Annotated in this window: 16 protein-coding genes; 12 read left to right on the top strand and 4 right to left on the bottom strand. The window is 52.1% G+C overall.

Annotated elements, in window-relative coordinates; translation table 11 throughout:
- The first annotated feature begins 3 nt into the window (after nucleotides 1-3).
- Together KJS42_RS10330 and KJS42_RS10335 are read left to right on the top strand one after the other, a co-directional pair.
- Entirely contained in the window at nucleotides 4-948 is a 945-nt protein-coding gene (locus KJS42_RS10330) for a cation diffusion facilitator family transporter (RefSeq protein WP_213622799.1), read from the top strand.
- 26 nt (nucleotides 949-974) lie between these two features.
- A complete protein-coding gene (locus tag KJS42_RS10335) occupies nucleotides 975-1184 on the top strand; it encodes a hypothetical protein (RefSeq protein ID WP_155605432.1) in 210 nt (69 codons plus the stop codon).
- A gap of 61 nt (nucleotides 1185-1245) precedes the next feature.
- On the opposite strand, the gene KJS42_RS10340 is transcribed toward KJS42_RS10335, so the two are convergent.
- The gene (locus tag KJS42_RS10340) at nucleotides 1246-1563 is read right to left on the bottom strand and encodes a DUF2627 domain-containing protein (protein WP_155605431.1); all 318 of its coding nucleotides are present in this window, start codon (nucleotides 1561-1563) and stop codon (nucleotides 1246-1248) included.
- Nucleotides 1564-1724: 161 nt separating this feature from the next.
- Between KJS42_RS10340 and lpdA the strand changes: the two genes are divergently transcribed.
- The 5 genes from lpdA to lipB all read left to right on the top strand — a co-directional run bounded on the left by lpdA (nucleotide 1725) and on the right by lipB (nucleotide 7415).
- The gene (gene lpdA / locus KJS42_RS10345) at nucleotides 1725-3146 is read left to right on the top strand and encodes a dihydrolipoyl dehydrogenase (protein WP_213622800.1); all 1422 of its coding nucleotides are present in this window, start codon (nucleotides 1725-1727) and stop codon (nucleotides 3144-3146) included.
- Nucleotides 3147-3273: 127 nt separating this feature from the next.
- On the top strand, nucleotides 3274-4299 hold the full coding sequence (locus tag KJS42_RS10350) for a thiamine pyrophosphate-dependent dehydrogenase E1 component subunit alpha (RefSeq protein WP_155605429.1): 1026 nt from the start codon (nucleotides 3274-3276) through the stop codon (nucleotides 4297-4299).
- Between the two features lie 2 nt (nucleotides 4300-4301).
- Nucleotides 4302-5288: an alpha-ketoacid dehydrogenase subunit beta gene (locus tag KJS42_RS10355; protein ID WP_155605428.1), complete on the top strand. Its 987-nt coding sequence runs from the start codon at nucleotides 4302-4304 to the stop codon at nucleotides 5286-5288.
- A gap of 18 nt (nucleotides 5289-5306) precedes the next feature.
- Nucleotides 5307-6698, top strand: a complete 1392-nt coding sequence (locus tag KJS42_RS10360) for a dihydrolipoamide acetyltransferase family protein (RefSeq protein ID WP_213622801.1) — start codon at nucleotides 5307-5309, stop codon at nucleotides 6696-6698.
- A 30-nt stretch (nucleotides 6699-6728) separates the two neighbouring features.
- Entirely contained in the window at nucleotides 6729-7415 is a 687-nt protein-coding gene (gene lipB, locus KJS42_RS10365) for a lipoyl(octanoyl) transferase LipB (RefSeq protein WP_213622802.1), read from the top strand.
- 58 nt (nucleotides 7416-7473) lie between these two features.
- Here lipB and prli42 read toward each other — a convergent pair whose 3' ends face one another.
- On the bottom strand, nucleotides 7474-7572 hold the full coding sequence (gene prli42, locus KJS42_RS10370) for a stressosome-associated protein Prli42 (RefSeq protein ID WP_155605425.1): 99 nt from the start codon (nucleotides 7570-7572) through the stop codon (nucleotides 7474-7476).
- Between the two features lie 75 nt (nucleotides 7573-7647).
- Between prli42 and KJS42_RS10375 the strand changes: the two genes are divergently transcribed.
- Nucleotides 7648-8775, top strand: coding sequence for a M20/M25/M40 family metallo-hydrolase (locus KJS42_RS10375; RefSeq protein ID WP_155605424.1), 1128 nt, complete (start codon nucleotides 7648-7650; stop codon nucleotides 8773-8775).
- A gap of 59 nt (nucleotides 8776-8834) precedes the next feature.
- Here KJS42_RS10375 and KJS42_RS10380 read toward each other — a convergent pair whose 3' ends face one another.
- Both KJS42_RS10380 and KJS42_RS10385 read right to left on the bottom strand, forming a co-directional pair.
- Nucleotides 8835-9398, bottom strand: coding sequence for a tetratricopeptide repeat protein (locus tag KJS42_RS10380; protein WP_213622803.1), 564 nt, complete (start codon nucleotides 9396-9398; stop codon nucleotides 8835-8837).
- Between the two features lie 3 nt (nucleotides 9399-9401).
- Nucleotides 9402-9581 carry a Z-ring formation inhibitor MciZ gene (locus KJS42_RS10385; RefSeq protein ID WP_155605422.1) on the bottom strand — a complete coding sequence of 60 codons (180 nt, stop codon included), beginning with the start codon at nucleotides 9579-9581 and terminating at the stop codon, nucleotides 9402-9404.
- A 107-nt stretch (nucleotides 9582-9688) separates the two neighbouring features.
- Here KJS42_RS10385 and KJS42_RS10390 point away from each other — a divergent pair, with 107 nt between their 5' ends.
- The 4 genes from KJS42_RS10390 (at nucleotide 9689) to KJS42_RS10405 (ending at nucleotide 13399) form a co-directional block, all read left to right on the top strand.
- The gene (locus KJS42_RS10390) at nucleotides 9689-10255 is read left to right on the top strand and encodes an NUDIX hydrolase (protein ID WP_155605421.1); all 567 of its coding nucleotides are present in this window, start codon (nucleotides 9689-9691) and stop codon (nucleotides 10253-10255) included.
- On the top strand, nucleotides 10252-11496 hold the full coding sequence (locus KJS42_RS10395) for an endonuclease Q family protein (protein WP_213622804.1): 1245 nt from the start codon (nucleotides 10252-10254) through the stop codon (nucleotides 11494-11496). The genes KJS42_RS10390 and KJS42_RS10395 overlap by 4 nt, the downstream gene beginning before the upstream one ends.
- Nucleotides 11497-11559: 63 nt before the next feature.
- Nucleotides 11560-12186 carry a stage II sporulation protein M gene (spoIIM, locus tag KJS42_RS10400; RefSeq protein WP_213622805.1) on the top strand — a complete coding sequence of 209 codons (627 nt, stop codon included), beginning with the start codon at nucleotides 11560-11562 and terminating at the stop codon, nucleotides 12184-12186.
- Nucleotides 12187-12580: 394 nt separating this feature from the next.
- A complete protein-coding gene (locus tag KJS42_RS10405) occupies nucleotides 12581-13399 on the top strand; it encodes a DUF2935 domain-containing protein (RefSeq protein WP_193415947.1) in 819 nt (272 codons plus the stop codon).
- The last annotated feature ends 126 nt before the right edge of the window (nucleotides 13400-13525 follow it).

The following is a 13525-nucleotide window of genomic DNA, read 5'->3' on the forward strand; positions in this document are numbered from 1 at the left end:
TCAATGGAACATCATCATGATTCTCACGCGCATCACCATCACGACCATACCGGACACCATCACGATCACCATGCCGTGCGGTCAGGGAATAAAAAAGGACTGCTCATCGCTTTGTTGATTACGGCTTCGATTGCTGTTCTCGAATTTTGCGGCGGGTTGTTTACGGGAAGCTTAGCTTTGTTATCCGACTCGGGACATATGCTTAGCGACGCTAGTTCGTTGGTGCTCAGCTTATTCGCGATTTGGTTTGCCGCCCGCCCCGCTTCGAAGCGGAACACGTACGGGTTCCACCGGCTGGAGATATTGGCGGCGCTGCTTAACGGGGTTACCCTGTTCGTGATTGCCGGAATTATCATATGGGAGGCCTACGGGCGCCTGCTTGATCCGCCGACCGTTTCCAGCAATACCATGATCGTCATCGCGGTCATCGGCTTGCTTGCCAACTTAGCCAGCGCTGCCGCCTTGCTCAAGAAAGGCGATGTGAAGGGGAATGTGAATCTGAAAAGTGCCTACCTACACGTCTTGGGAGACGCTTTGGGTTCTGTCGGAGCGATCTTGGCAGGAATCGTGATGTCGTTATTTGGTTGGTACATTTTTGACCCCATCATCAGTGTTGTCGTAGCGTTGTTAATTCTTCGCGGCGCTTGGGGCGTGTTAGTCCAATCGGTGCATATTCTCATGGAAGGTTCGCCCGCATCGATCGATCAAAGCGAGGTTAAACAGTGTCTGGAAGGCATACCTGGCGTTGTTGAGGTACATGATTTGCATATTTGGACGATCACATCGGGTATGGATGCGCTAAGCTGCCATCTGACGATTGAGGACGAAAGCCAGAGTCAAACCGTGCTTCAAGAAGCTATTTCCGTGTTAGAGACAACGTTCCAGATCGGTCATTCCACCATTCAGGTCGAAACGACGCACATCCGACATCGGGAGCTTATGGTATAATGCGATCTGAGAAAGGATGAGCAAACATGTCCCAGAAATTTGATTCGGCGGCTTATCGGAGTTTGCTGGAGGAGGTCCATCTGGAGGAGGAGAAGCGGCAGGTTTTGTTGGAGCTTATCGATCAAATCGAACAAGTAACCGCTGAAAATGCCAGATTACGCAAAGCATTGCTTCGGGCTTCTTCCCACAACGCTTCGCGGATGTCGACCAAGCTGAAAGAAGCCTTATACGAGTAAGTTGAAAACCTCTCCCGCCCATCTGTTAAGGCGAAAGAGGTTTATTTTTTGCCATCTAAGGTTAATCGTGCGGGATCCCGGCCGGCTCCGGTTCTTTGACGGCAGAGGCTTCTTTTTTGCGAAATCTAGGTCCCACGTAGTTCCGTTTGCGGTCCCTGAAGAAGATCCAGCCACCCAGAAATCCGGCGCCGGCTGCGAATAGAACAACACCCAGCCCAAAGTTTAGCCAGTCGAACGTTATGCGGGATAACGCATCGTCACCGTGAGCGGACATATAATCAAATAGGGAGTCTTTGATTTTCAGGAAGCCGATCATCGCCGTAATGCCGGGAATAACCAGCAATATAATGGCGACAAACCGGGATAACATCAACTTCATCAGGGAGATCGTCCTTTCATCTCATAATGGCTATGTATTGTTAAAAATATCATACCTTTTTCCTGATGTGATGTCTATTTGCAGCTCTGGTTTGTATTCACGGAAAAACAAGGTAAAATAGGGGAAAGCGACTGAATTGATAGAATGGGTGGAGATCTGATATGGCAATAACTTGTGATGTAGCGGTACTGGGCGGAGGTACGGGAGGATATATCGCGGCCATTCGCGCGGCCCAATTGGGGAAAGATGTCGTCATCATCGAGCGGGACAAGCTAGGTGGAACTTGTCTGCATCGGGGCTGCATCCCAAGCAAAGCGCTGCTTCGAAGCGCCGAGCTCTTCGCGCAAATGAAGGATAGCACAAGCTACGGCATCGAAGCAAACGGGGTCACCCTGGTGTTTCCGAAGGTACAAGAAAGAAAGCAAAGCATCGTGGATCAGCTGTACAAAGGGGTCCAATATTTGATGCGTAAACATAAAATCCGCGTGATTGAAGGAAATGGACGGGTGATTGGGCCATCGATTTTCTCGCCGAAAAGTGGAGCGGTTGCCGTAGAGCTCCCGGATGGGGAGATGGAGACCATCGTGCCGACAAATCTGATCATTGCAACAGGCTCACGGCCGCGTACGCTGCCGGGTCTTGAACCGGACGGCAATCATATTCTCAGCAGTGATGAAGCATTGCAGCTAGCGGATCTCCCTGGCTCGATGCTGATCGTAGGGGGCGGTGTCATTGGCGTGGAGTGGGCATCGCTGCTGAATGACTTTGGCGTGCAGGTAACTGTGGTGGAAGCGGCGAATCAACTGCTGCCGGCCGAGGACGAGGATGTGGCCCGAGAATTGCAGAAACAGCTGCAGCGCCGAGGGATTGAAGTCATTACGGGGGTTTCCGTAGATCCAAGTTCCTTCGAAATGGGTGATAACCGGGTACATATTTCGGCGAAGCGAGGGGACGAATCGATTCGGCTAGAGGCGGACAAGCTGTTAGTCTCGATTGGTCGGCAGGCTAATGTGGAGAATATTGGGCTGGAAAATACCGACATCGGGTTAGACCGCGGCTTCATCCGGGTAAATGAACATATGCAGACAACCGAGCCTCACATTTATGCCATCGGTGATTGCATCGGCGGACTTCAGCTGGCGCATGCTGCTAGTCATGAGGGGTTAACGGCCGTTCATCATTTGTCCGGGGAAGCTTCGCATGGTTATCAGGACAGCCAAGTGCCGCGTTGCGTGTATACACGTCCGGAGGTGGCTTCGGTCGGAATCACTGCCAAAGAGGCGAAAGCGAAAGGGCTGGACGTCAAAATCGGGAAGGTTCCGTTTTCGGCGATCGGCAAGGCGATGGTACACGGCGAAACGGAAGGCTTCGTCAAAATGGTAGCCGATGCCCGCACGAATGACATTCTCGGCGTTCAGATGATCGGGCCTCATGTGACGGAGCTGATCAGCCAAGCGGCACTGGCACAGGTGCTGGACGCGACGCCTTGGGAAGTCGGACAGGCGATTTTCGCGCACCCGACGCTGGCGGAAATTATCGGGGAAGCGGCGTTAGCCGTGGACGGGAACTCCTTAAACGCCTGAAGAAACGGACGGGAAGACGGCTATTTTCTTTTTCGCTGCAAAAAGATTATAATAAACTTATTCCAAGTCTTAGTACCTGGTGTTAAGATTAAGCTATGTAATGCCCCAATCGAAGGAGGTAACTCCCATGAATGCGAAAAGTATTGTTCAAACTGAATCCAAACATAAGCAGCTCGGATTAACGGATGCTGAAGTCGTTGAGATGTACAGATATATGGTGATTGCGCGCAAATTCGACGAGCGTAACCTACTGCTGCAGCGGGCAGGAAAAATCAATTTCCACGTGTCCGGGGTCGGTCAGGAGACAGCGCAGGTTGCCGCGGCTTTCGCGTTAGACCGTCAGCGCGATTACTTCCTGCCGTACTACCGCGACTACGGATTTGTGCTGGCGGCCGGTATGTCGCTGACGGAACTGATGCTCTCTGCGTTCGCTAAAGCGGACGACCCCAACAGCGGCGGCCGGCAAATGCCGGGGCATTTCGGCAGCAAACGGCTGCGTATTGTGACCGGCTCTAGTCCGGTAACCACCCAGGTACCCCATGCGGTGGGCGTGGCTTTGGCCGCGAAAATGCAAAAGAAGGACATCGTTTCCTTTGTTACATTTGGCGAAGGCTCCAGCAACCAGGGCGATTTTCATGAAGGCTTGAACTTCGCCGGGGTTCAGAAACTGCCGGTGATTTTCATGTGCGAAAATAACCAATACGCCATTTCCGTTCCTGTGAAGAAGCAATTGGGCGGGCGCGTTTGCGACCGGGCTCAAGGCTACGGTTTTCCGGGGATTCGCGTAGATGGCAACGATGCGCTCGAAGTGTATCGGGTCGTGAAGGAAGCGCGGGAACGTGCCGTTCGCGGCGAAGGACCTACGCTTGTCGAGGCGATGATGTACCGGTTGTCTCCACACTCTACTTCGGACAATGACCTGGCGTATCGGACAAAAGAAGAAGTCGATGAGAATTGGAAAAAAGACGGAATTCCGAAAATGAAATCCTATCTGATCGAAACCGGTCTGTGGAGCGAAGAGCAGGATGAAAGGCTGTCGAAGGAGATCCATGGGCAGCTGAAGGAAGCCGTGGAAGCTGCAGACAACGCGCCTTTCCCGAAACCGGAGGACACACTGCTGCACGTGTATGCCAGCGAAGGGGAGGGTCAATAATTATGCCGGTGATGGAATATATCGACGCGATTCGTCTTGCGATGAAGGAAGAAATGGAGCGGGACGAGAGCGTATTTGTGCTGGGGGAAGACGTCGGTGTCAAAGGTGGCGTCTTCACGACGACAAAAGGACTGCAGGAGCAGTTTGGGGAAATGCGCGTCATCGACACCCCGCTCGCCGAATCGGCGATCGCCGGGGTTGCGATTGGGGCAGCGATGTATGGGCTGAAACCGATCGCGGAAATGCAGTATTCGGACTTTATGTTACCTGCTACCAACCAGATCATTAGCGAAGCGGCCAAAATTCGCTACCGCTCTAACAACGACTGGAATTGCCCTGTCGTCGTTCGCGCCCCAATTGGCGGCGGGATCTTCGGCGGATTGTACCATTCCCAGTGCCCGGAATCGATCTTCTTCGGAACGCCAGGGCTTAAGATCGTTGCCCCCTATTCGGCTTATGATGCCAAAGGCTTGCTGAAGGCGGCGATCCGCGACCCCGATCCGGTGTTATTCTTTGAGAACAAAAAATGCTACAAGCTGATCAAAGAGGATGTGCCGGAGGACGATTACGTGGTACCGATCGGCAAGGCAAACCTGCTTCGCGAAGGCAGCGATATTACGGTTATCAGTTACAGCTTGCCGCTGCATTTTGCGATGCAAGCCGCGGAAGAACTAGCTGCGGAGCAGGGGATCAGCTCTCATATTCTCGATTTGCGTACGCTGCAGCCCCTGGACCGCGAAGCGATCGTGGAAGCAGCCCGGAAGACGGGTAAGGTGTTGATCGTTCATGAAGATAATAAGACCGGTGGGATTGGCGCTGAGGTCTCGGCGATTATCTCCGAGGAGTGCCTGTTCGAACTGGACGCGCCGATCGCGCGGTTATGCGGCCCAGACGTTCCGGCAATGCCGATCAGTCCGCCGATGGAGAAATTCTTTATGCTTAGCAAAGATAAGGTCAAAGAAGCGATGCTTCAATTGGCGCTTTATTAATTGGGAGTGAGTATACCGATGCCATCCAATAAAACATTGATTGACGTACATTTGCCCCAGCTCGCCGAATCGCTCGTGTCGGCAACCATCGGGAAGTGGTTGAAGAAGCCGGGTGATCCGGTTGAGCAATACGAACCTATTCTCGAAGTCATCACAGATAAAGTGAATGCGGAAATTCCTTCGACCTTGGACGGCGTGATGGGCGAGCTGCTGGCCGAGGAAGGGGAGGAGGTTCAGGTCGGTGCCGTAATCTGCCGGATCGAGACGGCGAACGCGGATGAGGTAACGGCTAGCGGTCAAGACGCACCCGCGGCTGTCAGCCCTGAGGCGGGGATGATAGGCACGGCTGAGCAGCTTGACGAGTCGCAGCGCAGCCGGTACTCGCCGGCGGTACAGACGCTTGCCGCCCAGCATGGCCTGGATCTGCGGCAAATCGTCGGCACCGGGCTTGGCGGGCGGATCACGCGCAAGGACGTCTTGGCCTATATCGAGCAGGGCGGTCGGGGTGCTGTTGCTGCGCCAGCTGCTCCAGCAGCCACGTCAACAGCCGCCGCGAAGCCCGTACAGCCACAGGCAGCGCCTATCGCTACAGCGGCGCCGCAGAACGCTATCTCTGGCGGGCTGAACGCAGCTGCCGGGCCGGTACGCCATTCTGGCTTGCACCTGACGGAAAACCCTCCGATCCCGACCATTGAAGTGGAGGGGGGCGACCGTTCTGAGTATTTTATCGACGTGACCCCGATTCGTAACACGATTGCGACCCGGATGCGCCAAAGCGTGTCGGAGATTCCACACGGTTGGATGATGATCGAAGTCGATGTCACCAACCTGGTGCAACTGCGCAACAAGATCAAGCAGGAATTTATGCAGAAGGAAGGCGTCAATCTGACGTATCTGGCTTTCCTGTTGAAGGCGGTTGTGGGAGCCATCAAGGATTATCCGATCATGAACTCGGTGTGGGCGGTAGACAAAATCATCGTCAAGCGCGATATCAACATTTCCCTGGCTGTCGGGACCGAGGATTCGGTGCTGACGCCGGTCATCAAAAAGGCCGACCAGAAAAATATCGCCGGCTTGGCGCGGGAAATCGAGGAGCTGGCATCGAAGGTTCGTTCTGGCAAGCTGAAGCTGGATGACATGCAAGGCGGGACGTTTACGGTTAACAATACCGGTTCCTTTGGCTCGATCTTGACGCAACCGATTATCAATTATCCGCAAGCCGCCATCTTAACGTTTGAATCTATCGTCAAAAGACCGGTTGTCATTAACGACATGATTGCCGTCCGTTCGATGGCCAATCTCTGCTTGTCATTAGATCACCGGATCCTGGACGGGGTCATTTGCGGTCGCTTTATGCAGCGGGTGAAGGAAAATATGGAAAGCTACAATTCGGAAACGCAGGTTTATTGAGCGTAAAGAGAGGATCGAGGCGAGATTGCGATGAACGAGGGCTTGACAGTACGCTATTATCCGATGATGGAATATGGGGAAGCCTGGGATTTGCAGAAACGGCTCATCAAAGAGATGGATGCGCAGCAGCAGGGAGAACACCTGCTGCTGTTGCAGCATCCGCCGACCTATACCATCGGCTCCCAGCGTCATCCCGAGCATCTGTTACTCAGCGCAGAGCAACTGAAGGATCGGGGCATTGCGGTGTTTGAAATCGACCGCGGCGGAGATATTACATACCATGGCCCCGGCCAGCTTGTCGGTTATCCCCTGCTTCGGCTGGGGGCCGGACGTGAACTGGATTTGCACGGTTACCTGCGCCAATTGGAGCAGGTCATTATCAATTATATTGCCGGTTTCGGTATAGAAGGGTCGCGTAAACCAGAGTATACCGGGGTATGGGTCGGTGATGTGAAAATTTGTGCCATCGGCGTGAAATTTAACAAAAGCAGGCACCAAAAAGGCTTCATTACAAGCCATGGGTTTGCATTTAACGTCAAGTCCGGTATTCAAGAGGAAGGCTTCGGCGGAATCATTCCTTGCGGAATTCAAGAATACGGGGTCACCTCACTGGAGGATGTAACGGGTCGCTCGTTTACGGTAGAACAAGTCGCAAGGGACATCGTTCCGAAGTTTAACGCGGTATTTGAGCGTTCGGGGGCTTGGACTACGGCGTAAAGAGGTAGTTCAAAAAGTCATCTATTCATGACGAAGCAGCCATGCCCCCATGGCAGGGCTAGCGAATGAAGAAAGGCTCCAGAAAAGCGATCAGCGTCGAAGCTAGCATGGCAAACAACATCAATAAAACGACGATTCTCATTCGATTTTTACGCATAACGGTAACTCCTTTTGCTTAAACGTAGATTATGATCATCTCTATTATCGTATCGAAGAAAGTGAGGAAAGTCCAATGATTCACGAGGAACGCATCATCGGACAATTTTTGGAACTGGTGCAGATCGACAGCGAAACGAAACATGAGCGCCAGATTGCCGATGTACTTAAACGCAAATTCAACGAGTTGGGATTGGATGTCGTTGAGGACGATTCGCAGGCGGAGACGGGGCATGGCGCCGGGAACCTGATTGCCACTTTGAAAGCCACTGAGGGGGTATCCGCTGAACCTTTCTTGTTCACCTGTCATATGGATACGGTCACACCGGGCAAGGGAATCAAACCGGTGGTCGGCGAGGACGGATGGATTCGCAGCGACGGCACGACCATCCTGGGGGCTGATGACAAAGCAGGGGTTGCGGTGTTGTTGGAACTTATTCAGGTTCTTCAGGAGAAACAAATCCCGCACGGCCAGATCCAGTTCGTGATTTCAGTCGGTGAGGAATCAAGCTTGCGCGGTGCGCGGGCATTGGAATCGCGCTACCTGGACGCCAAGTTCGGGTTTGCAATCGATACGAACGGTGAAGTAGGAACGATCTGTATTGGCGCGCCTACGCAGGCTCGTGTGGAAATCGAAATTTATGGCAAAGCTGCCCATGCTGGGGTGAATCCCGAGGATGGCATCAGCGCGATCCAGGTGGCGGGCAAAGCGTTGGCTCGGATGAAATTGGGACGGATCGACCAAGAAACGACCGCCAATATTGGTAAATTCGAAGGCGGCGGCGCTACCAACATCGTACCTGACCATGTCACTTTATACGGTGAAGCGCGCAGCATGTCCCAGGAGAAAGTCGACAAGCAACTGGAAGAAATGAAGGAAGCGGTGGAATCGGCATGCCGCGACTTCGGGGCCAAAGGAGAATTCCGCAGCGAGGTGCTATATCATGCGTTCAGAATTCCCGAGGAGGCTCCCGTGCTGCGAATCGCTAAGCAAGCGGCCTCTGTGCTTGGACTGTCGGGCACGACGTTTACGACTGGCGGCGGCAGCGACGCGAATGTATTTAATCGCCTGGGGGTTCCAACCTTGAATTTGGCTATTGGCTATGAGGACATCCACACGACGAACGAAAGAATCAAGAAGGACGATATCGTCAAGACGGCGCAGTTTGCGCTGGAAATCGTCCGTCAATCCGTATCCTCCTAAGCGGTATCGAGGATAGATAAAATGCCCGGTGCGGGAGGTGCACCGGGCATTTTATTTTGTTAATGCAATAAGCTGGCCGATCTCGCCGGGTATTGACGAATCTGCCCCTGGTTCCATTCAGTATGCCAGCCTGAGGTCTGTATGAGACGCAAGGCCTGGTGAAAGTCATCTAGATATTTACAGATTTTCTCCTGCTCCAATTTGGTCGGATGATACAGCTGGATTCTTCGCTCTAAATTGACGATGGCCTGCTGTATGTAACAGGAGGCCGCACCAAAACGGGCCGCAGCGAAATCGGGATGCCGCTCGGCAATCGCTTCAAAGATAGGGGCTGCTTCGTCATACCGCCTCTCATCGTAGCAGATTTCCGCCCAAATCAAGCTAAGCTCTAAAAATGGGGGGGAGGGTTCGCGAAGGATGCGAGGTTCTATCTTTAACAGCCTTTCTTTGGCTAAAGTGACATACCCCTCTTTATATAAAGATTGTACCAGTTCGCTAAGTAAATAAAGATCGGTTTGCCCTGCCAGCTGTTCGGCGATATCAAGGCGTCCGGTCGTTACGGCGTTTTGAATCATTTCTACGAGTTTACCCATATTTTGAGGTTGTCCGGTAGGACTACGCATAATTCACCCCCTCCTTATATTAACCGGAATAACCGTGACTGAATAACTAGTTTTATAGGATTGGATGAGATCGGAGATTTTGGCGTCGGGACCTGCTTCTTTCATCCATTGGGACAACAGGATGCGGATTTGCCAGCCTTTTCCTTGGGCGCGTATGCGATCCATCGCAAAATAGCTTTTCATAAGGGGGCTCCTTTCCGAACAGGTTTGGTATAATAACACCATATGTCCGGCATGGACAAGTTATGAATGGATGAGGAGATCTTTTGCATAATGAAGGAGGAATCAGGATGGCAGCAAACGATAAGTTAATCGAAACTACGGTTTCTACGGAGCCGGTGTTTAGCGGAAAAGTGATTTCCCTGCAGATCGATACGGTAAAGCTTCCGGATGGAGTGATGGCGCAACGCGAAATCGTTAGGCATCCGGGCGCGGTTGCCGTGCTGGCGGTACGTGAGGGGCGCCTGCTGCTGGTCGACCAATTCCGTCAGGCGATGGGCCGCTGTGAATTGGAGATTCCGGCCGGCAAGTTGGAGAAGGGGGAAGACCCTGCGGAAGCGGCAGTTCGCGAGCTTCAGGAAGAGACCGGCTATCGTTGCGATAAACTGACGCATTTGCATTCGTTCTATACCTCACCGGGGTTCGCGGATGAAGTCATTCATCTTTATCTGGCCGAGCAGTTGAGTGCCGGGGAAATGTCACTGGATGAGGACGAATTCATCGAAGTCCAGGAGGCGACGCTGGAAGAGGCGCTCGACCTGATTGCCGAAGGGCGAATTGCCGACGCCAAAACGATCCTGGCAGTGTATATTTGGCAGCTCTGGAGCATCCGGGGTTCGGTGGGAGTAGAGGTATGAGCCAACAATCCGATGTAGCCTCGGATCGGCTGACAACCGTCTTTGCGGATTTGCACATCCACATTGGTCGAACCGGACGGGGGGACCCGGTCAAGATCAGCGGCAGCCGTAACCTGACCTTTGCCGGGATCGCGAAGGAGGCGGCGCAGCGTAAGGGAATCGGTCTTGTAGGCATCATTGACTGCCATGCACCCGGGGTGCAGGAGGACATCGAGTTGTGCCTGAAGCGGGGCGAAATGCAAGAACTAAAAGACGGGGGAATTGCCTATCAGGGGACGACGATTCTGCTTGGCAGCGAGCTGGAAATTCGTGAGCCAGGTATGGGTCCGGCGCATCTATTAGCCTTCTTCCCCCATTTGGAGCTGATCCGTGGCTTCACCGACTGGCTTAAGCCCAGAATGAAGAACGTCGGTCTTAGCTCGCAGCGGGTATACGCACCGGCCCGAACCCTGCAGGAGGAGGTTTACGCACGGGGAGGCATGATCATTCCTGCCCATATTTTCACGCCGCATCGCAGCATTTATGGCAGTTGTGCACCACGCATGTCCGATGTGCTGGATCTTTCCCTAATCAGCGCGGTGGAACTTGGACTCAGCGCCGATACCGATATGGCTGGGTTGATCAGCGAGTTGGACCCTTATACCATTTTAACGAATTCGGATGCGCATTCCCTTGGCAAAATCGGCCGGGAATATAACGAGTTGCGGCTTAAGGAAGCAAGTTATCTCGAGTTCACGAAGGCATTGCGACGTGAGGAGGGGCGGTTGGTGGCCGGCAATTACGGGCTGAATCCGCGCCTTGGCAAATATCATCGAACGTATTGCAGCAACTGTAACTACATCATCGATGAGGCGGAAGTTGCCGTGGAACGCTGTCCTTATTGCGGCAGCCCGAAGTTGGTTCGGGGGGTGCTGGACCGCATCCGCTCGATTGCGGATCGAATGGAGCCAAAGGTACCGTCTCATCGCCCGCCGTATCATTACCAGGTTCCGCTGGAGTTCATCCCAGGTCTAGGTCCCGCGAAATTGGAGTTGCTTCTCGATAAGTTCGGCACGGAGATGAACATTTTGCATCACGTGCCGGAAGCCCAGTTAGCGGAAGTGGCAGGGGCAGAGTTGGCCGAACGGATTGTCTTGGCACGAAGCGGCAGACTGGAGTTAAGTGCGGGAGGCGGCGGGATTTACGGCAAAGTGAAGAAATCCGAATCTGTCGAAAACCCTCTAGGAAAGAAGCAGTCATAGGCGGGCAGGCTTGTTCATAGTTTAGGATAAGACCCTAAAGAACAAGCTAGGAGGCAAAATTCGATGCTGCATCCCATTCGCCATGCGCTCAAAGATCAAACGCCGCTTTATGTTTTTGTTTCCGTGCTGTTTTTGATGGGCGTCGTATTCGGTGCCTTGATGGTAAATGCACTCACTTTGGAACAACAACAGGATATCTCCCGTTATTTGGGTGACTTTTTTCTGTCGATTAACGAGGGCGGTGTGGAGTTTCAGACGCAGGCCTTTTGGGACGTGGCCGCCTTGCATTTGAAATGGCTTGGTTTGATCTGGCTGCTCGGTTTGTCCGTCATCGGGTTACCGGGCATCCTGATCCTTGATTTCCTAAAAGGGGTGCTGATCGGCTTCACGGTCGGCTGCTTGGTCGGCCAATATACTTGGAAGGGACTGCTGTTTGCCCTGGTCTCAGTTGCCCCGCATAATCTGATCGTGATTCCAGCGTTGCTGATTGCCAGTGTGGCGGCTGTCGGCTTCTCATTAAATATTATTCGCTCGCGTGTTCTCATGAGCCACACAGGTCAGGCCACTCGTCCGTTCCTCTCCTACACGGGGCTGACGCTGGCCATGGCCGCGGTGCTGCTCGCCGTTTCCTCATTCGAAACCTGGGTGACCCCGGTTATGATGGGCTGGGTTACGCCTTTGATTGCGTGAAATGGGGCTTGTATATTGAAATTCCCGCTTTCCCGGTTGTTGCTAAAGGCGTAAAATTACAAAAAAATCACATTTACGGCAAATTGACATCGTTCAGGATGTTTCCAAAGTGGATTTTCACTTTCTCGGAGGCATCCTTTTTCATTTTCTTCGTAATGTGACCGTTGAGGGAACAAACTGTTCGTGAGCGCTTGAACGTATACAACGGGCTTAAGCTCTTGGGGGGGGGGTTGAACAGGACAACGCGGAGTGTTAAAAAGAGCAGCAATCTACTGTCTTTGTTGGCCGCTCTTTTTTATTCGATAGCATATTGAAACATGCCATTCCCATAAACTCTGTTAGTAGGTCAATTTGAACGATAAATTTTTTAAGAATTTTGGATGGAGGGATATTGTTGTCAGATCCTTTTGTTGTACGATCATTGGACGAGGTGCGTTTTTGGTCACGCATTATGAAAGAACATTCTTTGTTCCTTAAACTGGGTTTTAGATGCGAAGACACCCAACTAATTAATGAGGCAAATCAATTTTATACGATCTTCGAGGATATAGAAAGAAGAGCCCATTCTTTTCAAGCAGATACTGACCCCCAAACCATCAGACAGTTCAATTCGGAAGTTTACCATGCTGCTACTCACATCTGGGCATTCAAGAGGAAGGTACTCGGGCTAATATTGCGGTGCAAACTTCCGGGCGGAAACAATTTCCCTCTGCTTGTCGATCATGTCAGCCGGGAAGCAAGGTATTTCAGCAACAGATTGGAGGAACTCAATAACGGGAGGCTTGAACCATTAGCTGATGCGATTATCGATGAAAATATCTTTTTTCTTAAAATCATGGCAGATCACGCAAAGTTTATAGGCCATCTGCTTGACCCATCTGAACGAAAATTGGTGGAACAGGCAAGGGAGTTTAGCCATGAATTCGATACGCTGATGTATCAGGCTATTGATTTAAGTTCTATGCGCCCCGAGTCGCAGACTCATCCACTTTTAAGTCAATTTGTTGATGAAAACCGCGTTTCAGTTACATCTCTGCGCGATTTTAAAAAAACTGCGCGTGACCTAATTGAAGAGTGCCGAATCAAAAGTATCATTCACCCTTTGCTAGCGGATCACGTTTTTCGGGAGGCAGAGCGATTCCTATTTATTCTTGACATGTTTGATCGGTCGCTGTCCGGCATGAAGGTAAATAAGAAAGAAATTGTATTTTGAAATTGATCAAAAAGTGAATATGAACTGAACGAAAATCCACGAAGAAGTTCTTGATTTTTTATCTTTTGATTGCGTAAATGTGCGGGCCTCTGTTTGGTCTTGCAGAACGAAAGCGACTCTACCAAA

Source organism: Paenibacillus sp. J53TS2, assembly GCF_018403305.1.
Lineage (GTDB): Bacteria > Bacillota > Bacilli > Paenibacillales > Paenibacillaceae > Fontibacillus > Fontibacillus rhizolycopersici.

Coding starts and splice junctions, on each gene's coding strand:
- KJS42_RS10330 (WP_213622799.1), top strand. CDS start 4: ATGGAACATCATCATGATTCTCACGCGCATCACCATCACGACCATACC.
- KJS42_RS10335 (WP_155605432.1), top strand. CDS start 975: ATGTCCCAGAAATTTGATTCGGCGGCTTATCGGAGTTTGCTGGAGGAG.
- KJS42_RS10340 (WP_155605431.1), bottom strand. CDS start 1,563: ATGAAGTTGATGTTATCCCGGTTTGTCGCCATTATATTGCTGGTTATT.
- lpdA (WP_213622800.1), top strand. CDS start 1,725: ATGGCAATAACTTGTGATGTAGCGGTACTGGGCGGAGGTACGGGAGGA.
- KJS42_RS10350 (WP_155605429.1), top strand. CDS start 3,274: ATGAATGCGAAAAGTATTGTTCAAACTGAATCCAAACATAAGCAGCTC.
- KJS42_RS10355 (WP_155605428.1), top strand. CDS start 4,302: ATGCCGGTGATGGAATATATCGACGCGATTCGTCTTGCGATGAAGGAA.
- KJS42_RS10360 (WP_213622801.1), top strand. CDS start 5,307: ATGCCATCCAATAAAACATTGATTGACGTACATTTGCCCCAGCTCGCC.
- lipB (WP_213622802.1), top strand. CDS start 6,729: ATGAACGAGGGCTTGACAGTACGCTATTATCCGATGATGGAATATGGG.
- prli42 (WP_155605425.1), bottom strand. CDS start 7,572: ATGCGTAAAAATCGAATGAGAATCGTCGTTTTATTGATGTTGTTTGCC.
- KJS42_RS10375 (WP_155605424.1), top strand. CDS start 7,648: ATGATTCACGAGGAACGCATCATCGGACAATTTTTGGAACTGGTGCAG.
- KJS42_RS10380 (WP_213622803.1), bottom strand. CDS start 9,398: ATGCGTAGTCCTACCGGACAACCTCAAAATATGGGTAAACTCGTAGAA.
- KJS42_RS10385 (WP_155605422.1), bottom strand. CDS start 9,581: ATGAAAAGCTATTTTGCGATGGATCGCATACGCGCCCAAGGAAAAGGC.
- KJS42_RS10390 (WP_155605421.1), top strand. CDS start 9,689: ATGGCAGCAAACGATAAGTTAATCGAAACTACGGTTTCTACGGAGCCG.
- KJS42_RS10395 (WP_213622804.1), top strand. CDS start 10,252: ATGAGCCAACAATCCGATGTAGCCTCGGATCGGCTGACAACCGTCTTT.
- spoIIM (WP_213622805.1), top strand. CDS start 11,560: ATGCTGCATCCCATTCGCCATGCGCTCAAAGATCAAACGCCGCTTTAT.